18 protein-coding genes and 1 tRNA gene are annotated in these 18,543 nt (G+C 62.7%); all 19 read left to right on the top strand.

Annotated features, from left to right (window positions below; genetic code table 11):
* Positions 1-253: 253 nt before the first annotated feature.
* The gene (gene accD / locus ACVOLI_RS07775; protein WP_481534152.1) at positions 254-1,135 is read left to right on the top strand and encodes an acetyl-CoA carboxylase, carboxyltransferase subunit beta; all 882 of its coding nucleotides are present in this window, start codon (positions 254-256) and stop codon (positions 1,133-1,135) included.
* Positions 1,135-2,493 carry a phosphoglucosamine mutase gene (glmM, locus tag ACVOLI_RS07770; protein ID WP_481534151.1) on the top strand — a complete coding sequence of 453 codons (1,359 nt, stop codon included), beginning with the start codon at positions 1,135-1,137 and terminating at the stop codon, positions 2,491-2,493. Before accD ends, glmM begins: the two co-directional genes overlap by 1 nt.
* Before the next feature lie 73 nt (positions 2,494-2,566).
* Positions 2,567-3,505, top strand: a complete 939-nt coding sequence (locus ACVOLI_RS07765) for an isopenicillin N synthase family dioxygenase (protein WP_282268395.1) — start codon at positions 2,567-2,569, stop codon at positions 3,503-3,505.
* 156 nt (positions 3,506-3,661) lie between these two features.
* Complete coding sequence (gene tpiA, locus ACVOLI_RS07760; RefSeq protein ID WP_481534150.1) at positions 3,662-4,417, top strand: triose-phosphate isomerase; 756 nt, start codon at positions 3,662-3,664, stop codon at positions 4,415-4,417.
* 29 nt (positions 4,418-4,446) lie between these two features.
* Positions 4,447-4,893: a preprotein translocase subunit SecG gene (gene secG / locus ACVOLI_RS07755; RefSeq protein ID WP_481534149.1), complete on the top strand. Its 447-nt coding sequence runs from the start codon at positions 4,447-4,449 to the stop codon at positions 4,891-4,893.
* A gap of 48 nt (positions 4,894-4,941) precedes the next feature.
* Positions 4,942-5,026 (top strand) — tRNA-Leu (locus tag ACVOLI_RS07750).
* Between the two features lie 112 nt (positions 5,027-5,138).
* A complete protein-coding gene (locus ACVOLI_RS07745) occupies positions 5,139-5,495 on the top strand; it encodes an NADH-quinone oxidoreductase subunit A (protein ID WP_282268401.1) in 357 nt (118 codons plus the stop codon).
* Positions 5,486-6,040, top strand: a complete 555-nt coding sequence (locus ACVOLI_RS07740; protein WP_017354657.1) for a NuoB/complex I 20 kDa subunit family protein — start codon at positions 5,486-5,488, stop codon at positions 6,038-6,040. Before ACVOLI_RS07745 ends, ACVOLI_RS07740 begins: the two co-directional genes overlap by 10 nt.
* A gap of 31 nt (positions 6,041-6,071) precedes the next feature.
* Complete coding sequence (locus ACVOLI_RS07735) at positions 6,072-6,824, top strand: NADH-quinone oxidoreductase subunit C (protein WP_282268403.1); 753 nt, start codon at positions 6,072-6,074, stop codon at positions 6,822-6,824.
* A gap of 89 nt (positions 6,825-6,913) precedes the next feature.
* Entirely contained in the window at positions 6,914-8,143 is a 1,230-nt protein-coding gene (locus ACVOLI_RS07730; protein ID WP_481534153.1) for an NADH-quinone oxidoreductase subunit D, read from the top strand.
* Between the two features lie 91 nt (positions 8,144-8,234).
* Positions 8,235-8,762, top strand: coding sequence for an NADH-quinone oxidoreductase subunit NuoE (gene nuoE, locus ACVOLI_RS07725; protein WP_282268404.1), 528 nt, complete (start codon positions 8,235-8,237; stop codon positions 8,760-8,762).
* Positions 8,763-8,765: 3 nt separating this feature from the next.
* Complete coding sequence (gene nuoF, locus ACVOLI_RS07720) at positions 8,766-10,103, top strand: NADH-quinone oxidoreductase subunit NuoF (RefSeq protein ID WP_481534148.1); 1,338 nt, start codon at positions 8,766-8,768, stop codon at positions 10,101-10,103.
* Complete coding sequence (gene nuoG / locus ACVOLI_RS07715; RefSeq protein WP_481534147.1) at positions 10,100-12,334, top strand: NADH-quinone oxidoreductase subunit NuoG; 2,235 nt, start codon at positions 10,100-10,102, stop codon at positions 12,332-12,334. Before nuoF ends, nuoG begins: the two co-directional genes overlap by 4 nt.
* Positions 12,331-13,425, top strand: coding sequence for an NADH-quinone oxidoreductase subunit NuoH (gene nuoH / locus ACVOLI_RS07710; RefSeq protein ID WP_282268407.1), 1,095 nt, complete (start codon positions 12,331-12,333; stop codon positions 13,423-13,425). Before nuoG ends, nuoH begins: the two co-directional genes overlap by 4 nt.
* Before the next feature lie 3 nt (positions 13,426-13,428).
* On the top strand, positions 13,429-13,917 hold the full coding sequence (nuoI, locus tag ACVOLI_RS07705; protein WP_282268409.1) for an NADH-quinone oxidoreductase subunit NuoI: 489 nt from the start codon (positions 13,429-13,431) through the stop codon (positions 13,915-13,917).
* A gap of 9 nt (positions 13,918-13,926) precedes the next feature.
* Positions 13,927-14,580: an NADH-quinone oxidoreductase subunit J gene (locus ACVOLI_RS07700; RefSeq protein ID WP_282268411.1), complete on the top strand. Its 654-nt coding sequence runs from the start codon at positions 13,927-13,929 to the stop codon at positions 14,578-14,580.
* The gene (gene nuoK / locus ACVOLI_RS07695) at positions 14,577-14,882 is read left to right on the top strand and encodes an NADH-quinone oxidoreductase subunit NuoK (RefSeq protein ID WP_054656949.1); all 306 of its coding nucleotides are present in this window, start codon (positions 14,577-14,579) and stop codon (positions 14,880-14,882) included. The genes ACVOLI_RS07700 and nuoK overlap by 4 nt, the downstream gene beginning before the upstream one ends.
* 7 nt (positions 14,883-14,889) lie before the next feature.
* On the top strand, positions 14,890-17,004 hold the full coding sequence (nuoL, locus tag ACVOLI_RS07690; protein ID WP_481534146.1) for an NADH-quinone oxidoreductase subunit L: 2,115 nt from the start codon (positions 14,890-14,892) through the stop codon (positions 17,002-17,004).
* A gap of 19 nt (positions 17,005-17,023) precedes the next feature.
* Positions 17,024-18,535, top strand: coding sequence for an NADH-quinone oxidoreductase subunit M (locus ACVOLI_RS07685; protein WP_481534145.1), 1,512 nt, complete (start codon positions 17,024-17,026; stop codon positions 18,533-18,535).
* Positions 18,536-18,543 lie beyond the last annotated feature (8 nt).

Below are 18,543 nucleotides of genomic sequence, written 5' to 3'. Positions count from 1 at the left end.
CCCGGCGCCGCGCGGGCGCGCCCCGCCCCCCCCGCCCCGCCCCCCCCCCCCGCGCGGCCCCCCCCCCGCCCCCCCCCCCCCCCCCCCCCCCCCCCCCCCCCCCCCCCACTACAGTGTCCTGGCATTGCACTGCAAACATACGCGGCAGTAGGGATTGCGCCAGATCTGGTGCTGCGACTTGGTCGCAGTGGTGAGCTAGACTGTGGGCCCTGTCGTGGCCGCGAGGCCACCCTGAACGGAATTGTCATCCCGCATGAGTTGGCTCAGCAAGTTGATGCCGTCCGGCATCCGTACCGACAACACGCCCTCCAAAAAACGCAGCGTCCCCGAGGGGCTGTGGGAAAAATGCAGTAGCTGCGGCGCGGCCCTGTACCGCCCGGAGCTGGAAGAAAACCTGGAGGTCTGCCCGAAGTGCGGGCACCACATGGCCATCCGTGCGCGTGCGCGCCTGGCGTCGTTGTTTGACGCTGACAGCACCAGCGAGATCGCTGCCCGCCTCGGGCCGACCGACGTGCTCAAGTTCAAGGACCAGAAGAAATACGTCGAACGCATCAAGGCCAGCCAGAAGAACACCGGCGAGTACGACGCGCTGGTCGCCATGCGCGGCTTGCTGAAGGGCCGCCCGCTGGTGGCTTCTTCCTTCGATTTCGCCTTCATGGGGGGTTCGATGGGCTCGGTGGTTGGCGAGCGCTTCGCGCTGGCTGCAGAGACGGCGCTGGAAATCGGTTCCCCCTATGTGTGCTTCTCCGCCTCCGGCGGTGCCCGCATGCAGGAAGGCCTGTTCTCGCTGATGCAGATGGCCAAGACCTCGGCCGCGCTGGCCAAGCTGCGTGAAGCCGGCTTGCCCTATATCTCGGTACTGACCCACCCCACCACCGGTGGCGTGTCGGCCTCGTTCGCGATGCTGGGCGACATCAACATCGCCGAGCCGCAGGCGCTGATCGGCTTTGCCGGCCCGCGCGTGATCGAACAGACCGTGCGCGAAAAGCTGCCGGAAGGCTTCCAGCGCTCGGAGTTCCTGCTCGAGCATGGCGCCATCGACCAGATCTGTGACCGCCGCGAAATGCGGGACCGGCTGGCCGAGCTGTTGGCCATGCTGGGCCGCCAGCCGCAGCACGAGGAAGCCGCTGCCTGATGAGTACACGCAAGTATTTTGGCACCGACGGCATCCGTGGCCGGGTCGGCAAGGGCGTCATTTCCGCTGATTTCGTGCTGCGCGTTGGCAATGCGCTGGGTCGTGTGCTGGTCGCCCGCAGCGGCGGCCAGCAGCCGACCGTGGTGATCGGCAAGGACACGCGTATCTCGGGCTATATGTTTGAGTCGGCATTGGAAGCGGGCCTGGTTGCCGCCGGTGCCAACGTGCAGTTGATCGGGCCGATGCCGACCCCGGCGGTGGCTTTCCTTGCGCATACGCTGGGTGCCGATGCCGGCATTGTCATCAGTGCCTCGCACAACCCGCATTACGACAACGGAATCAAGTTCTTCTCCGCCGAAGGCGAGAAGCTCGACGACGCCACCGAGCTGGCGCTGGAGGCGGCGATGGATCAGCCGTTCTCGACGGTGGAATCCGAGCAGCTCGGCAAGGCGGTGCGCGCGCGTGATGCGGTCGGCCGTTACATCGAGTTCTGCAAGGCCAGCGTGCCGCGCAATTTCTATCTGCGTGGACTCAAGGTCGTGCTCGATTGCGCCCACGGCGCCACTTATCACGTCGCGCCGCTGTTGTTCCGTGAGCTGGGGGCGGAGGTGACCGCGATCGGCGCCGAGCCGAACGGCATCAACATCAATGATGGCGTGGGCTCGATGCACATCGACAGTCTGGCGCGCAAGGTGGTCGAGGTCGGTGCCGATGTTGGTATCGCCTTCGATGGTGATGGTGATCGCGTATTGATGGTCGATCACACCGGTGCTGCAGTGGATGGCGATGGCTTGTTGTATGTGCTGGCCAAGGCCTGGCAGGCCAATGGTCGCCTGCGTGGCCCGGTGGTCGGTACGTTGATGACCAATTACGGAATGGAGCAGGCGCTGGAGCGTCTGGGCATTCCGTTTGTCCGCGCCAACGTTGGCGACCGCTACGTGCACCAGGCCCTGGTTGAGGGCAATGGCGTGCTCGGCGGCGAAGCCTCTGGTCACATCCTGTGCCTGGACCGGGCTACCACCGGTGATGCCATTGTCAGTGCCTTGCAGGTGCTGGAAGTGCTTGGGGGTGCCGGTGTGAACCTGCGGCAGGCGCTGCAGGGGCTGGTGATGGTGCCGCAGAAGACGATCAATGTGCGCCTGGAAAGCGGGGCGCGCGAAGTGGTTGCAAGTGCGCCGGTGCAGGCAGCACTGGCGGCCGCACAAGCGGCGGTGGCCGGGCGGGGCAGGGCATTCCTGCGGCCGTCGGGTACCGAGCCGGTGGTGCGGGTCACGGTCGAGGCCGATGAGGCCGGGCTGATGAGCGCTACGCTTGAGGCGCTGGCCGAGGCGGTTCGTTCGGCTGCCGCACAGGTTTGAGCTGGATCATAGTGGTGTTGCCGGGATGTCGGTTCCAATAGCCGGCATTCCGTTCCCTTCCTTGGAGTTTTGTATGAGTTCCCGCATTCCCACCCTCGACATCACCCGTTTCGATACCGACCGTGAGGCCTTCGTGGCCGAACTGGGCGCGGCGTATCGTCAGTGGGGTTTTGCGGGTATTCGCAACCACGGCATCCCGCAGGCGGAGATCGACGCCGCGTATGACGTGTTCAAGGCATTCTTCGCGCTGCCTGAAGATGTGAAGAAGCAGTACCACATCGCTGGCGGCGGCGGTGCGCGTGGCTATACCCAGTTCGGCGTGGAAACCGCCAAGGGCTCCAAGCATTTCGACCTGAAGGAATTCTGGCATATCGGCCGCGAGATCGCCGATGACTCCAAGTACCGTGAGGTGATGCCGCCGAACCTGTGGCCGAGCGAAGTCCCCGGCTTCAAGGAGCATGGGTACGGCCTGTACCAGAAGCTGGACCAGCTGGGCTCGCGCGTGCTGTCGGCCCTGGCCCTGCACATTGGCCTGCCCGAGACCTTCTTTGCCGACAAGACCAACAACGGCAACTCGATCCTGCGCCCGATCCACTATCCGCCGATCACCACCGATGACATCCCCAACGTGCGCGCGGGCGCACATGGCGACATCAACTTCATCACCTTGCTGGTCGGTGCCAGTGCGGCCGGTCTGGAAGTGCAGTCGCATGAAGGTGAGTGGGTCCCGTTCACCTCCGACGCCGACACCATCGTGGTCAACATCGGCGACATGCTGCAGCGCCTGACCAACCATGTGTACCCGTCCACCATCCATCGCGTGGTCAATCCTCCGGGCGAGCTGGCGCGCAAGCCGCGTTACTCGGTGCCGTTCTTCCTGCACCCTAACCCGGATTTCCTGATCGACGTGCTGCCTTCGTGCATCACCGCGGAGAATCCGAGCCGCTATCCGGAGGCGATCACCGCCCATGGCTTCCTGGAAGAGCGCCTGCGCGAAATCAAGCTGAAGTAAGCCGGCGCTGGTTTCGCCAGCTGTCCTATCGCGCCGCCGCGGCCCAGGCCCGGCGGCGTTTTTGCGTCTTGTCTTCCGTTGTCTGCAGCTTGTCCTGCCGATGTCCGCATATCGGCTATCCTTTGCCGATACTTTTTACCGGGGAGTTATGCCTGAATGCGCCAAAAAATCGTTGCTGGTAACTGGAAGCTGCATGGCAGCCGGCAATTCGCCACCGATCTGGTCGGGCAGGTGGCCGCGGGCCTGCCGCTGCCTGGTGTGAGTCTGGTGATCCTGCCGCCGTTGCCCTACCTGGGGGATCTGGTCGAGGATTTCGAGGAGACGGAGCTGGCTTTTGGCTCGCAGGATGTCAGCAGCAACGAAAAGGGCGCCTACACGGGTGAGGTTTCGGCCAGCATGCTGGTGGACGTCGGTGCCACCCACGGCTTGGTCGGCCACTCCGAGCGCCGGCAGTATCACAACGAAAGCAGTGAGCTGGTTGCGCGCAAGTTCGTTGCTGCGATCAATGCTGGTCTGATCCCAGTCTTATGCGTAGGTGAGACGCTGGAGCAGCGTGAGACCGCGCAGACCGAGGCGGTGATTGCCTCGCAGCTGGCGCCAGTACTGGACCTGGCCGGGGTGCAGGCCTTCGCCAAGGCGGTGGTGGCGTATGAGCCGATCTGGGCAATTGGCACCGGTCGTACCGCCACGCCGGAGCAGGCGCAGGCCGTGCATGCGTTCATTCGTGGCGTAGTCGCCGAGCGCGATGCTAGAATTGCCGATTCGTTGTCGATCCTTTATGGCGGCAGCGTCAAGCCCGACAACGCAGCAGAGCTGTTTTCACAGCCTGACGTCGATGGCGGGCTGGTAGGTGGCGCTTCGCTGGTGGCGGCTGATTTTCTGGCCATCGCGAGGGCGGCCGCCAGTCGCTAACGGGTAATTGTCCGGGACGGATTTCAAAAATGCTGATGTTGATCCTCAATGTGGTCTATGTGCTGGTGGCGCTCGCGATGATCGCGCTGATCCTGATGCAGCGTGGCTCTGGTGCTGCCGCTGGTTCGGGTTTTGGTGCCGGTGCGTCGGGTACGGTGTTTGGCGCGCGTGGCGCGTCCAACTTCCTGTCCAAGAGCACCAAATGGCTGGCCGTGGTGTTTTTCGGCATCAGCTTGTTCATGGCATGGTACGCCAGCCACGGTTCGCGTCCGGCGGACCAGGGCGTGGGCCTGATGGGTACGGTTGAGACGGCGGCTCCGGCTGCTGCGCCGGCGGTTCCGGCAGGTGAGTTGCAGGCCGTTCCGGCGGCTCCAGCTGCCGCTGCCGTGGGTGAAGTGCCGCAGGCAGCGGCTCCGGCGGAAAATATTCCGGCCAAGAGCGAAGAAAAGCCCGCTGAACCCGCACAGAAAGACTGAAGACGGTTACAATACGCGGCGCACTGCGAAGCAGCTGCGCTGACGTAAGCCCAGGTGGCGGAATTGGTAGACGCACTACCTTGAGGTGGTAGCGACGAGAGTCGTAGGGGTTCGAGTCCCCTCTTGGGCACCATTGTTTTATGCGGGTACACGGGTTGCAGCAGCTTCCCGTCGTGGCAAGTCCCGTTCATCCCCCATGCCTTGGCACCTGCAGGTGTCCCGGGCAGAGGCAAGAGAGAATCGCTGTGCTGGCCGAATATTTGCCGTCTCTGCTGTTTCTGATCGTCGCCACCGGCATTGGCGTTGCGCTGATGTTGATCGGTCGGTTCCTCGCTCCGCGTTCGCCGGACACCGAGAAACTCTCCGCCTACGAGTGTGGCTTCGAGGCGTTCGAGAACGCGCGCATGAAGTTCGACGTGCGCTACTACCTCATCGCCATCCAGTTCATCGTCTTTGACCTGGAAATCATCTTCATTGTGCCCTGGACCCAGGTGTTCATGGAGCTCGGCGCCCGTTCGCTGGTCACCATGGGCTTGTTCGTGGGCATGCTGTTCCTCGGCTTTATCTACGTGTGGAAGAAGGGAGCGCTGGAATGGGAGTGATCCAAACTCTCGACGGCCTGATGAACAACCCCGTCCCGGAAGGGCGGGTTGATGACATTCTGCGGCCTGAAGGCGATAACCCCCTGCTCGAGAAGGGCTATGTGACCACCAGCGTTGACGCGCTGTTGAACTGGGCACGTACCGGCTCGATGTGGCCCATGACCTTCGGTCTGGCCTGCTGCGCGGTGGAAATGATGCACGCCGGTGCGGCGCGTCTGGACCTTGATCGTTATGGCGTGGTGTTCCGTCCCTCGCCGCGTCAGTCCGACGTGATGATCGTGGCCGGCACCCTGGTCAACAAGATGGCCCCGGCGCTGCGCAAGGTCTACGACCAGATGCCGGACCCGAAGTGGGTCATCTCGATGGGTAGCTGCGCCAACGGCGGCGGTTATTACCATTATTCCTATGCAGTGGTGCGCGGTTGCGATCGTGTGGTGCCGGTGGACGTCTACGTCCCGGGCTGCCCGCCGACCGCCGAGGCGCTGGTGTACGGCATTTTGCAGCTGCAGAAGAAGATCTGGCGCACCCAGACCATCGCACGCTGACCCCCTTTCAAATCAAGAGCACGCCAGCCCCATGGCCCAGCAAGCACCTTCTCTCATCGATAAACTTCGCGCCCGTTTTGCCGGTGCGCAGGTTGTGGTGGTCGAACCGCGCGGCGAAGTAACGCTGGAAGTGGCTGTTGCCGATTGGCACGCAACCGCTCTGGCGCTGCGTGATGAACTCGGCTTCGAGCACGCCACCGACCTGTGCGGCGTCGATTACCTCGGTTACGGCAGCGACGAGTGGGATACCTCGGACGTTTCCTCGCACGGCTTCAGTCGTGGTGTGGAAGGCAGTGGCGCAGGTCGTTTCGCCTGGGGTGAATTCCCCAGCCACGAAACCGCCGAAGGCGCGCAGCCGGACGCACTGCCGAAGCAGCGTTTCGCGGTGGTCTGCCAGTTGCGCTCCTACCAGCACAACCAGCTGCTGCGCATCCGTTGCTACGCACCCAGCGAATCGCTGCCAGTGGTGGCCTCGCTGACCGATATCTATCCGGGCCTGAACTGGTTCGAGCGCGAAGCGTTCGACCTGTATGGCGTGATCTTCGAAGGTCACCCGGACCTGCGTCGCATCCTGACCGACTACGGTTTCGTGGGCCATCCTTTCCGCAAGGATTTCCCGCTGATCGGCAATGTCGAAGTGCGCTACGACGAAGAAAAGAAGCGTGTGGTCTACGAGCCGGTGACTTCGGTCGAACCGCGCGTAGGCGTGCCGCGTGTTATCCGCGACGATGCCCGTTTCCAGACCGCTGAAGGCGAGCGCGCGCAGACGGAGGCAAGCAAGTGAGTGCGGACGTAAAGAAGGAATTCCACCAGGCTTCGCAGGCCTTTGCGAGCAATCCTGCCGAAGCCAAGCAGGAAATCCGCAACTACACCATGAACTTCGGCCCGCAGCATCCGGCCGCGCACGGTGTGCTGCGCCTGATCCTGGAAATGGACGGCGAGACCATCATGCGCGCCGATCCGCATATCGGCCTGCTGCACCGCGCGACCGAGAAGCTGGCCGAATCCAAGCCGTTCAACCAGTCGATCGGTTACATGGATCGCCTGGATTACTGCTCGATGATGTGCAACGAGCACGCTTATGTCCGCGCGATCGAAACCCTGGTGGGTATCGAGGTGCCCGAGCGTGCGCAGTACATCCGCACCATGTTCGATGAAATCACCCGCATCCTGAACCACTTGATGTGGCTGGGTTCCAACGCGCTCGATCTGGGCGCGATGGCGGTGATGCTGTATGCCTTCCGTGAGCGTGAAGAGCTGATGGACTGCTACGAAGCAGTCTCCGGCGCGCGCATGCATGCGGCGTACTACCGCCCGGGTGGCGTCTATCGCGACCTGCCGGACACGATGCCGAAGTACAAGGAATCGCGTTGGCACAAGGGCAATGCGCTGAAGCGCCTGAATGCTTCGCGCGAAGGCTCGCTGCTCGACTTCCTGGAGAACTTCACCAAGGAATTCCCGGGTCGCGTTGACGAATACGAAACCCTGCTGACCGACAACCGCATCTGGAAACAGCGTACCGTCGGCATTGGCGTGATCACCCCGGAACATGCGCTGGCCTGGGGCATGACCGGCGTGATGCTGCGTGGTTCGGGTATTGCTTGGGATCTGCGCAAGAAGCAGCCGTACGCCAAGTACGACGCGGTCGATTTCGACCTGCCGCTGGGCACCAAGGGTGACTGCTACGACCGTTACCTGGTCCGCGTCGCCGAAATGCGTGAATCCAACCGCATCATCAAGCAGTGCGTGGCTTGGCTGAAGGCCAATCCGGGCCCGGTGATGGTCAAGAACTTCAAGGTCGCCCCGCCGGCTCGCGCCGAGATGAAGGACGACATGGAAGCGCTGATCCATCACTTCAAGTTGTTCAGTGAAGGCTACTGCGTGCCGGCCGGTGAAACCTATGCGGCGGTTGAAGCGCCCAAGGGTGAATTCGGTTGCTACCTGGTCTCCGACGGTGCCAACAAGCCGTTTCGCGCCCACCTGCGCGCGCCGGGCTTCGCCCACCTGTCCTCGATCGACTCGGTCGTGCGCGGCCACATGCTGGCCGACGTGGTGGCAATGATCGGCACCTACGACCTCGTGTTCGGTGAGGTTGACCGGTAATGCCGGCGGATCAGACATCGTCCGTTGCCTGCGCGGTCCTGCCGCCGCAGGCATCGGTTTTTCAGCTTTTGGTATTCGTTGAGGTCGGCCTATGAAGGCGACGGGTAATTTCGAGGCGGCGCGCAACGTCGACCCGATGGTGGTGTTGAGCGACAAGACGCGCGCTCACATCGATCACTGGCTGTCCAAGTTCCCGCCGGACCGCAAGCGTTCGGCGGTGCTGCAGGGCCTGCATGCCGCACAGGAGCAGAACCAGGGCTGGCTGAGCGACGAGCTGATCGCCGGCGTGGCCAAGTACCTGGACCTGCCGTTCGTGTGGGCGTACGAAGTTGCAACCTTCTACTCGATGTTCGAGACCGAGAAGGTTGGCCGCAACAACGTCGCCATCTGCACCAACGTCAGCTGCTGGCTCAATGGCGCCGACGACATCGTCCGCCATTGCGAGAAGAAACTGGGCATCAAGCACGGTGAATCGACTGCTGACGGCCGCGTCTACCTCAAGAAAGAGGAAGAGTGCCTGGCTGGTTGCGCCGGTGCGCCGATGATGGTCATCAACGGCCATTACCACGAGCGCCTGACGCTGGACCAGGTCGACGCGCTGCTGGACGGGCTGGAGTAAGGCATGGCACACCACGAATCCAAGGGCCCGGTCGGACCGGCGCCGCTTCCGCACAACGTGGTCTACACCACGCTGCATTACGACACCCCGTGGTCGTACGAAAGCTATCTGAAGACCGGTGGCTACGCCGCGCTGCGCAAGATCCTCGAAGAGAAGATCCCGCCGGCCGACGTCATCGAGATGGTCAAGCAGTCCGGCCTGCGTGGCCGTGGCGGTGCAGGCTTCCCGACCGGCCTGAAGTGGTCCTTCATGCCCAAGGGTGATGTGCAGAAGTACATCCTCTGCAACTCGGATGAATCCGAGCCGGGCACCTGCAAGGACCGCGACATCCTGCGCTACAACCCGCATTCGGTCGTGGAAGGCATGGCGATTGCCTGCTACGCCACCGGCTCGACTGCGGCGTACAACTACCTGCGCGGTGAGTTCCACCACGAGCCGTTTGAGCACTTCGAGCAGGCCCTGGCCGATGCCTACAAGCACGGCTGGCTCGGCAAGAACGTGCTGGGCAGCGGTTGCGACATCGATATCTATGGCGCACTCGGCGCCGGCGCCTACATCTGCGGCGAAGAAACCGCACTGATGGAATCGCTGGAAGGCAAGAAGGGCCAGCCGCGTTACAAGCCGCCGTTCCCGGCCAACTTCGGCCTGTACGGCAAGCCGACCACGATCAACAACACCGAGACCTATGCCTCGGTGCCGGCGATCATCCGCAACGGCGCGGAGTGGTTCAAGAACCTGAGCCTGACCAACAACGGCGGCCCGAAGTGCTTCTCGGTCTCCGGCTGCGTGACCAAGGGCGGCAACTTCGAAGTGCCGTTGGGCACCAGCTTCGACGACCTGCTGGCAATGGCCGGTGGCCTGCGTCCGGGCCGCAAGCTGAAGGGCGCAATCCCGGGCGGCGTGTCGATGCCGGTGCTGACCGCCGAGCAGCTCAATGGGCTGGCGATGGACTACGACACCATCCGCGCACTGGGCTCGGGCCTGGGTTCGGGTGCCATCGTGGTGCTGGATGACAGCGTCTGCTGCGTCAAGTTCGCCTGCCGCATCAGCCAGTTCTTCCACAAGGAATCCTGTGGCCAGTGCACCCCGTGCCGTGAAGGTACCGGCTGGATGCACCGTGTGCTGGAGCGCATCGTCGCCGGCCAGGCCACGATGGAAGACCTGCATCAGCTGAAGACGGTTGCCGGCCAGATCGAAGGCCACACCATCTGTGCGTTCGGTGAGGCGGCAGCGTGGCCGATTCAAGGCTTCCTGCGCCAGTTCTGGAACGAATTCGAGTACTACATCGTCAACGGTCATTCGATGGTTGGCGGCAAGAAGGTGGAGACTGCTGCCGCATGAGCGCGCAACCGGTAAATCCCAATGTACCGCCGGATCACGTGACCATCGATATCGATGGTCAGTCCCTGGTCGTACCCAAGGGTTCGATGATCATCCAGGCCGCCGACAAGGCTGGCATCCCGATTCCGCGCTTCTGCTACCACGAGAAGCTGCCGATCGCCGCAAACTGCCGCATGTGCCTGGTCGACGTTGAAAAGTCGCCCAAGCCGTCGCCGGCCTGCGCTACCCCGGTCATGGATGGCATGAAGATCCAGACCCGCAACGAAAAGGCGCTCAAGTACCAGCGCTCGGTGATGGAGTTCCTGCTCATCAACCACCCGCTGGACTGCCCGATCTGCGATCAGGGCGGCGAGTGCGAGCTGCAGGACGTGTCGCTGGGCTACGGCCGTTCGGTCAGCCGCTTCAACGAGCGCAAGCGCGTCGTGGTCGACGAGGACATGGGGCCGCTGGTCGCCACCGAGATGACCCGCTGCATCCAGTGCACCCGTTGCGTGCGCTTCACCGCTGAAGTCGCTGGCACCTACGAGCTGGGTGGCATGTCGCGTGGTGAGAACCTGCAGATCGGTACCTACGACGGCAAGCCGTTGACCACCGAGCTGTCCGGCAATGTCATCGACGTATGCCCGGTCGGCGCGCTGACCAACAAGGTGTTCCAGTTCAAGGCGCGTCCGTGGGAACTGACCGCACGCGAGTCGCTGGGTTACCACGACGCGATGGGCTCGAACCTGTTCCTGCACACCCGTCGCGGCGAAGTGCTGCGTGCGGTGCCGCGTGACAACGAGCTGGTCAACGAGTGCTGGCTGTCCGATCGCGATCGTTATTCGCACCAGGGCCTGTATGCGGCCGACCGCGCGGTCAAGCCGCTGCAGAAGGTCAATGGCGAGTGGAAGGAAGTGAGCTGGGCCGAAGGTCTGGCCGCTGCCCGCGAAATCTTCGAAGCCAACCGTGGCGACGAGCTCGGCGTGCTGGTGCACCCGGCAACCTCGAACGAGGAGGGCGCACTGCTGGCCCGCCTGGCCGCTGGCCTGGGTTCGAACAACATCGACCATCGCATCAACAACCGCGACTTCTCCGATGCGCCGGTTGCCGAAGCGTTCGGCATGTCGCTTGCCGACATCGAGCACGCGGATCAGATCGTGGTGCTGGGTAGCAATATCCGCCATGAACTGCCGCTGCTGCACGCTCGCCTGCGCAAGGCGCAGACCAGCAACGGCGCCAAGATCCATTCGATCAACCCGGTTGATTTCGACTTCGCGTTCAAGCTGGCTGGCAAGCACATCGTTGCACCGTCGCGCTTCGTCGAGACGCTGGGCAACGCGCAGCTGGTCGACGCGGTGAAGGGCGGCAACAACACCGTCATCATCGTCGGCGCGATTGCCGAGAATCACCCGCAGGCCGCTGCCATCCGTGCCGCTGCCAGTGCGTTTGCCGCTGCCACCGGCGCCAAGCTGTGCCGCATCCCGCAGGGTGCGAATGCCGTGGGCCTGGCCCAGGCTGGCGTGCTGCCGGCCGGCAAGGACGTCAATGCAATGCTGGCGCAGCCGCGCAAGGCCTATGCCCTGTACGGCATCGAGCCGGGCCTGGACTTCGCCGATACCGCCGCTGCCCGCAAGGCGCTGGCCGGTGCCAAGGTCGTGGCCTTCAGCCACTTCGCCTGCACCTCGACCCGCGATGTGGCCGATGTGATCCTGCCGATCGGCGCGCTGCCGGAAATCGACGCAACGTTGACCAATCTGGACGGCCGCAACCAGGTCGCCCGTGCTGGCGGCAAGCTGCAGGGCGAGGCCCGCGAGGGCTGGCGCGTGCTGCGTGCGCTGGGTGGTGACATGCAGTTGGCCGGTTTCGGTTTCACCGATCTGGCAGGCCTGCGTGCTGGCCTGCAGCCGGTCACGGTCAAGGTTGCCGCTTCGGCGCAGCCGCAGCTGGCAGGCGAGGGCTTCGAAGTGGCTTCGACCCCGGCGATCTACCGTACCGATGCCGTCGTGCGTCGTGCGCAGGCGCTGCAGTCGCATCCGCTCAACAACGATCCGCGCATCGTGCTCAATGCCGACGACGCTGCGCGTCTGCAGCTGAGCGAAGGCCAGATGGCCAAGGTCGGTACCGACGCTGGTCGCGCCACGCTGTCGGTCGTGGTCGACTCACGCGTCGCCGCCGGTACGGTGTGGATTGAATCGGGCCACGGCGCAACCGCGCCGCTGGGTGCCGCTCGGGTAACGGTGGTGGCTGCATGAACGAGTTGCTGTTAAACGCGATCGACCCCTTGTTCCAGTGGTTCATGTCGCTGGGTGACATCGGCATCGTGCTGTGGACGGTGATCAAGATCCTCTTGATCGCCATGCCGGTGATCATTTCGGTTGCCTTCTACGTGTTGTGGGAGCGCAAGCTGATCGGCTGGATGCACGTGCGCCACGGGCCGATGTATGTCGGTCTGGGCGGCCTGCTGCAGGCCTTCGCCGACGTCACCAAGCTGCTGTTCAAGGAAATCATTGCCCCGGCCAGCGCACACAAGGCGATGTACATCATCGCGCCGCTGATCGTGCTGGCACCGTCGTTCGCGGCGTGGGCGGTGGTTCCGTTCGATTACAAGCTGGTGCTGTCCAACGCCAACGTTGGTCTGCTGTACCTGCTGGCGATGACCTCGCTGGGCGTGTACGGCGTGATCCTCGCGGGTTGGGCTTCCAACTCCAAGTACGCCTTCCTCGGTGCGATGCGTTCGGCCGCTCAGGTGGTCAGCTACGAAATCGCGATGGGCTTCGCCCTGGTCGGCGTGATGATTGCCGCCGGCAGCTTGAACCTGACCGACATCGTGCTGGCGCAGAAGGGCAATTCGGGTCTGTTCGACTGGTTCCTGCTGCCGTTGTTCCCGCTGTTCGTCGTGTACTGGGTGTCCGGCGTTGCCGAAACCAACCGCGCGCCGTTCGACGTGGTCGAAGGCGAGTCGGAAATCGTTGCCGGTCACATGGTGGAGTACTCCGGCGGTGCGTTCGCACTGTTCTTCCTGGCCGAGTACGCCAACATGATCCTGGTCAGCTTCCTGATCTCGATCTTCTTCCTCGGTGGCTGGCTGAGCCCGCTCCAGGGTTGGATCACGGCCGACATCTCGCCGTGGATCAACTGGATCTGGACCGGCGGTTGGCCGTGGCTGCTGCTCAAGGTGCTGTTCTTCGCCAGTGCGTACATCTGGTTCCGTGCCAGCTTCCCGCGCTTCCGTTATGACCAGATCATGCGTCTGGGCTGGAAGGTGTTCATCCCGCTGACCATTTTCTGGATCGCGGTGACGGCACTGATGGTGTTCTACGGCGTGATCCAGAAGGGCGTTTGATTCATGAATAAGATCACCCACTATTTCAAAAGCCTGCTGCTCCTGGAGTTGCTCGGCGGCTTGTGGCTGACGTTGAAATACACGTTCAAGCCCAAGTACACCGTGATGTACCCGATGGAGAAGTTCCCGCAGTCACCGCGTTTCCGTGGCCTGCACGCCCTGCGCCGTTACCCCAACGGTGAAGAACGCTGCATCGCCTGCAAACTGTGCGAAGCGGTGTGCCCGGCACTGGCGATCACCATCGACTCGGCCAAGCGCGAAGACGGCACCCGCCGTACCACGCGTTACGAAATCGATCTGTTCAAGTGCATCTTCTGCGGCTTCTGCGAAGAAAGCTGCCCGGTGGACTCGATCGTCGAGACCCACATTCTCGAGTACCACTTCGAGAAGCGTGGCGAGAACGTCATCACCAAGCCGCAGCTGCTGGCAATTGGCGACCGGCTTGAAGCCGAAATCGCCGAGCGCCGTGCCGCCGACGCCGCCTTCCGCTGAGGTCTTGAGATGGATTGGGTAAATATTTGTTTCTGGTTCTTCTCCATCATTGCCGGCATTTCCGCGGCAGCGGTGATCAGTGTGCGCAACCCGGTGTACGCCGTGCTGTGCTTGATCCTGACCTTCTTCTCCATCGCCTGCGTATGGCTGCTGGTGGGGGCGGAGTTCCTCGGCGTCACCCTGGTGCTGGTCTATGTCGGCGCGGTGATGGTGTTGTTCCTGTTCGTGGTGATGATGCTGGACATCGACACCACCAACCTGCGTGAAGGCTGGGTGCGTTACCTGCCGGTCGGCCTGGTGGTCGCGGTGGTGATGCTGGTGCAGATGCTGACCCTGATCGGGGTCAAGGCACGTACCGCGCCGTTCCCGGTGGACAACGCCGCTGCGGTGGCCGCCGATACGTCCAACATCACCTGGCTGGCACGCAGCCTGTTCACTGAATACCTGCTGCCGTTCGAGTTCGCGGCCGTGATCCTGACCGTCGCCGTGGTTGCAGCCGTGATGCTGACCCTGCGCCGTCGCGAAGGCCTGAAGACGCAGAACCCGACCGAGCAGACTATGACCAAGGCAAAAGACCGCCTGCGCATGGTCAAGATGGCCGCCGAGAAGCCGGTGGTGCAGGTCGATACGCAACATGACGGTGGCGAGGAGGCCAAGCCATGATTTCCCTGGGCCATATGCTTGCGCTGGGCGCGGTGATGTTCTGCATCAGCGTTGCCGGCATCTTCCTCAACCGCAAGAACATCATCGTGTTGTTGATGTCGATCGAACTGATGCTGTTGTCGGTGAACATCAACTTCATCGCCTTCTCGCGTGAGCTGGGCGACACCGCCGGTCAGCTGTTCGTGTTCTTCATCCTGACCGTGGCCGCGGCCGAAGCTGCAATCGGCCTCGCGATCCTGGTGACCTTGTTCCGTACTCGCCACACCATCAACGTGGGCGAAGTCGATTCGCTGAAGGGCTGATCCGAAGATGGAAATCACTCTCTCCAAGAGTCTGTTGATTGCAGTGGTGCTTGCACCACTGTTCGGCAGCATCATCGCCGGCCTGTTCGGTCGTCAGGTGGGGCGCAAGGGCGCCCAGTACATCACCATCCTGGGCGTGGCGATCAGCTGCGGCCTGTCGGCCTACATCTTCTCCCAGCTGTTGTGGGGCGGGGCGCAGCCGTACAACCAGAACGTCTACACCTTCTTTGAAGTCGGCCAGTACGCGGCCCACGTCGGTTTCATGATCGACCGCATGACCGCGATGATGATGGTGGTGGTGACCTTCGTGTCGCTGCTGGTCCACGTCTACTCGATCGGCTACATGTCCGAAGATGACGGCTACCAGCGTTTCTTCAGCTACATCTCGCTGTTCACCTTCTCGATGCTCACCCTGGTGATGAGCAACAACTTCCTGCAGCTGTTCTTTGGCTGGGAAGCGGTGGGTCTGGTGTCGTACCTGCTGATCGGTTTCTACTTCAAGAAGCCCACGGCTATCTTCGCCAACATGAAGGCCTTCCTGGTCAATCGCGTTGGTGACTTCGGCTTCCTGCTCGGCATCGCTGGCATCCTGTGGGCCTTCGGCTCGCTGGACTACGCCACCGTGTTCGCCAATGCCAGCACGGTGCTGGGTACCGACACGACCGGTCACGCCATGGTGCAGCTGATCGGCGACAACCAGTGGAGCGTGGCGACCATCATCTGCATCTGCCTGTTCATCGGTGCGATGGGCAAGTCGGCACAGGTGCCGCTGCACGTCTGGCTGCCGGACTCGATGGAAGGCCCGACCCCGATCTCGGCACTGATCCACGCCGCGACCATGGTCACCGCGGGTATCTTCATGGTAACCCGCATGTCGCCGCTGTTCGAGCTGTCTCAGACCGCGCTGGACTTCATCCTGTTCATCGGTGCCACCACCGCGTTCTTCACCGGCCTGATCGGCATCGTGCAGACCGACATCAAGCGCGTGGTTGCCTATTCGACCTTGTCGCAGCTGGGCTACATGACGGTTGCACTGGGCGTGTCGGCCTACTCGGGCGCCGTGTTCCACCTGATGACCCACGCCTTCTTCAAGGCGCTGCTGTTCCTGGGGGCCGGTTCGGTGATCATGGGCATGCACCATGAGCAGAACATGATGAAGATGGGCGGCCTGCGCAAGTACATGCCGATCACCCACATCACCATGTGGATCGGTACGTTGGCCCTGGTGGGTACGCCGTTCTTCGCCGGTTTCTACTCGAAGGACACCATCATCGAAGCGGCCGCGATGCACGCGCATGCTGCCGATGCTGGCTGGGTTGCCCTGTACGGTTACTGGGCGGTGCTCGGTGGCGTGATCGTCACCAGTTTCTACAGCTTCCGCCTGCTGTTCCTGACCTTCTTCGGCAAGGAACGCTTCCGCGACGCACATGATGATCACCACGCCGATCATGGCCACGGCCACGATGACCACCACGGTCATGGTGCGCACGAGCCGCACGAGTCGCCGCTGGTGGTGACCGTGCCGCTGATCCTGCTGGCTATTCCGTCCATCCTGATCGGCTTCTTCACCATCGGCCCGATGCTGTTTGGTACCGGCTGGGATGGCCATGCTGCCGCTGGCGGCATCCCCGGCCAGGCCATGTCGTTCTTCACCGGCATCGTCGACTTCTACGACCCTGCGCGTGACACCATTGCCGAAGTCGGCAAGGAGTTCTGGCACGGTTCGGTGGCCTATGCGATACACGGCATGCAGATGCCTGCGTTCTGGCTGACGGTTGCAGGTTTCGCGCTGGCCTGGGTGTTCTACATCTGGAAGCCGGAACTGGCAGGACAGGCTCGCAAGACCCTGGCACCGGTGGTTTCGGTGCTGGAAAACAAGTACGGCTTCGACAAGCTCTGGATCGACGGCTTTGCCGGCGGTGGTGTGCAGCTCGGCAAGGCCGCCCGTGCCGTTGATAGCACGGTCGTTGATGGGGTGATGGTCAATGGTTCGGCGCGTCTGGTCGACCTGGCTGCCAACCTGTTGCGCCGCACCCAATCCGGTTTCCTCTACCACTACGCGTTCGCGATGATCATCGGCCTGATTGCCCTGTTGGGCGTGCTGATGCATTTCTGGCGTTGACCTGTACGGAATAGAAGACGTGTCGAACTGGCCTCTACTTAGCATTCTCATCTGGCTGCCGATCATCGGCGGTGCATTGATCCTCGCCTTGCGTAACGCCCAGGCTGCCCGTTGGGCATCCCTGGCGGTCGCATTGCTCACCTTCCTGCTCAGCCTCGGTCTGCTCAGCGGCTATGACCGCGGCGCGGCCGATGTGATGCAGTTCGTCGAACAGCACCCGTGGATCCCGGCGTTCGACATCGGCTACAACCTCGCCGTCGACGGCATCGCCATTGCCCTGATCCTGCTGACCACGCTGATCGGCGTGTTGGCCCTGATCGGTGCCTGGGGCGTGGTCGACAAGCGCGTCAACCAGTACGTGGCGGCCTTCCTGATCCTGGAAGGCGTGACGGTCGGCATTTTCGCCGCCACCGACGCGATGCTGTTCTACGTGTTCTTCGAAGCCATGCTGATCCCGATGTTCCTGATCATCGGCGTCTGGGGCGGTCCGCGTCGCATCTACGCGGCGATGAAGTTCTTCCTGTACACCTTCCTCGGCTCGGTGCTGATGCTGGTGGCACTGATCTACCTGTACCTGAAGGGTGGCAGCTTCCAGCTGGTTGACCTGTACCAGCTGCAGCTGTCGGCCAAGGAGCAGACCTGGATATTCTTCGCCTTCCTGATCGCCTTCGCGGTCAAGGTCCCGATGTTCCCGGTGCACACCTGGCTGCCGGACGCGCACGTTGAAGCGCCGACCGCCGGCTCGGTGATCCTGGCGGCGATCGCACTGAAGATCGGTGGCTATGGTTTCCTGCGTTTCAACCTGCCGATCGTTCCGGACGCAAGCCACGAGTGGGCCTGGCTGGTGATCGCGTTGTCGCTGGTGGCGGTGATCTACGTTGGCCTGGTGGCGATGGTGCAGGACGACATGAAGAAGCTGATTGCTTATTCGTCGGTCGCACACATGGGTTTCGTTACCCTGGGTACCTTCATCGCGCTGTGGCTGGTACGTGACGCCGGCAGTGCCGACGCAGCCCGCCTGGGCCTGCAGGGCGCCATGGTGCAGATGGTTTCGCACGGTTTCGTCTCCGGCGCGATGTTCTCCTGCGTGGGCGTGCTGTATGACCGCATGCACAGTCGCCGCATCGCCGATTACGGCGGCGTGGTGAATGTGATGCCTTGGTTTGCGGCGTTCGCACTGTTGTTCTTCATGGCCAATTCCGGTCTGCCGGGTACCAGCGGCTTCGTTGGTGAGTTCATGATCGTGTTGGCCGCATTCCAGTGGAATCCGCTGGTTGCTCTGGGCGCTGCTACCACGCTGATCATCAGTGCTGCTTATTCGCTGTGGCTGTACAAGCGCGTGTTCTTCGGTGAAGTGGGCAATGCCCACGTCGCCGAGCTGAAGGACATGAATGGTCGCGAGTGGCTGGTAATGACCGTGTTTGCGGTCGGTACGCTGGTGCTGGGCTTCTATCCCAAGCCGCTGACCGATCTGATGGAGCCCTCCATCGCCCATCTGGCGATGCAGATCGCTTCAAGCAAGCTGCTGTAAGCGGCTCG

Source organism: Stenotrophomonas sp. STEN029 (genome assembly GCF_056760015.1).
This window is presented reverse-complemented; position numbering and strand designations above follow the sequence as displayed.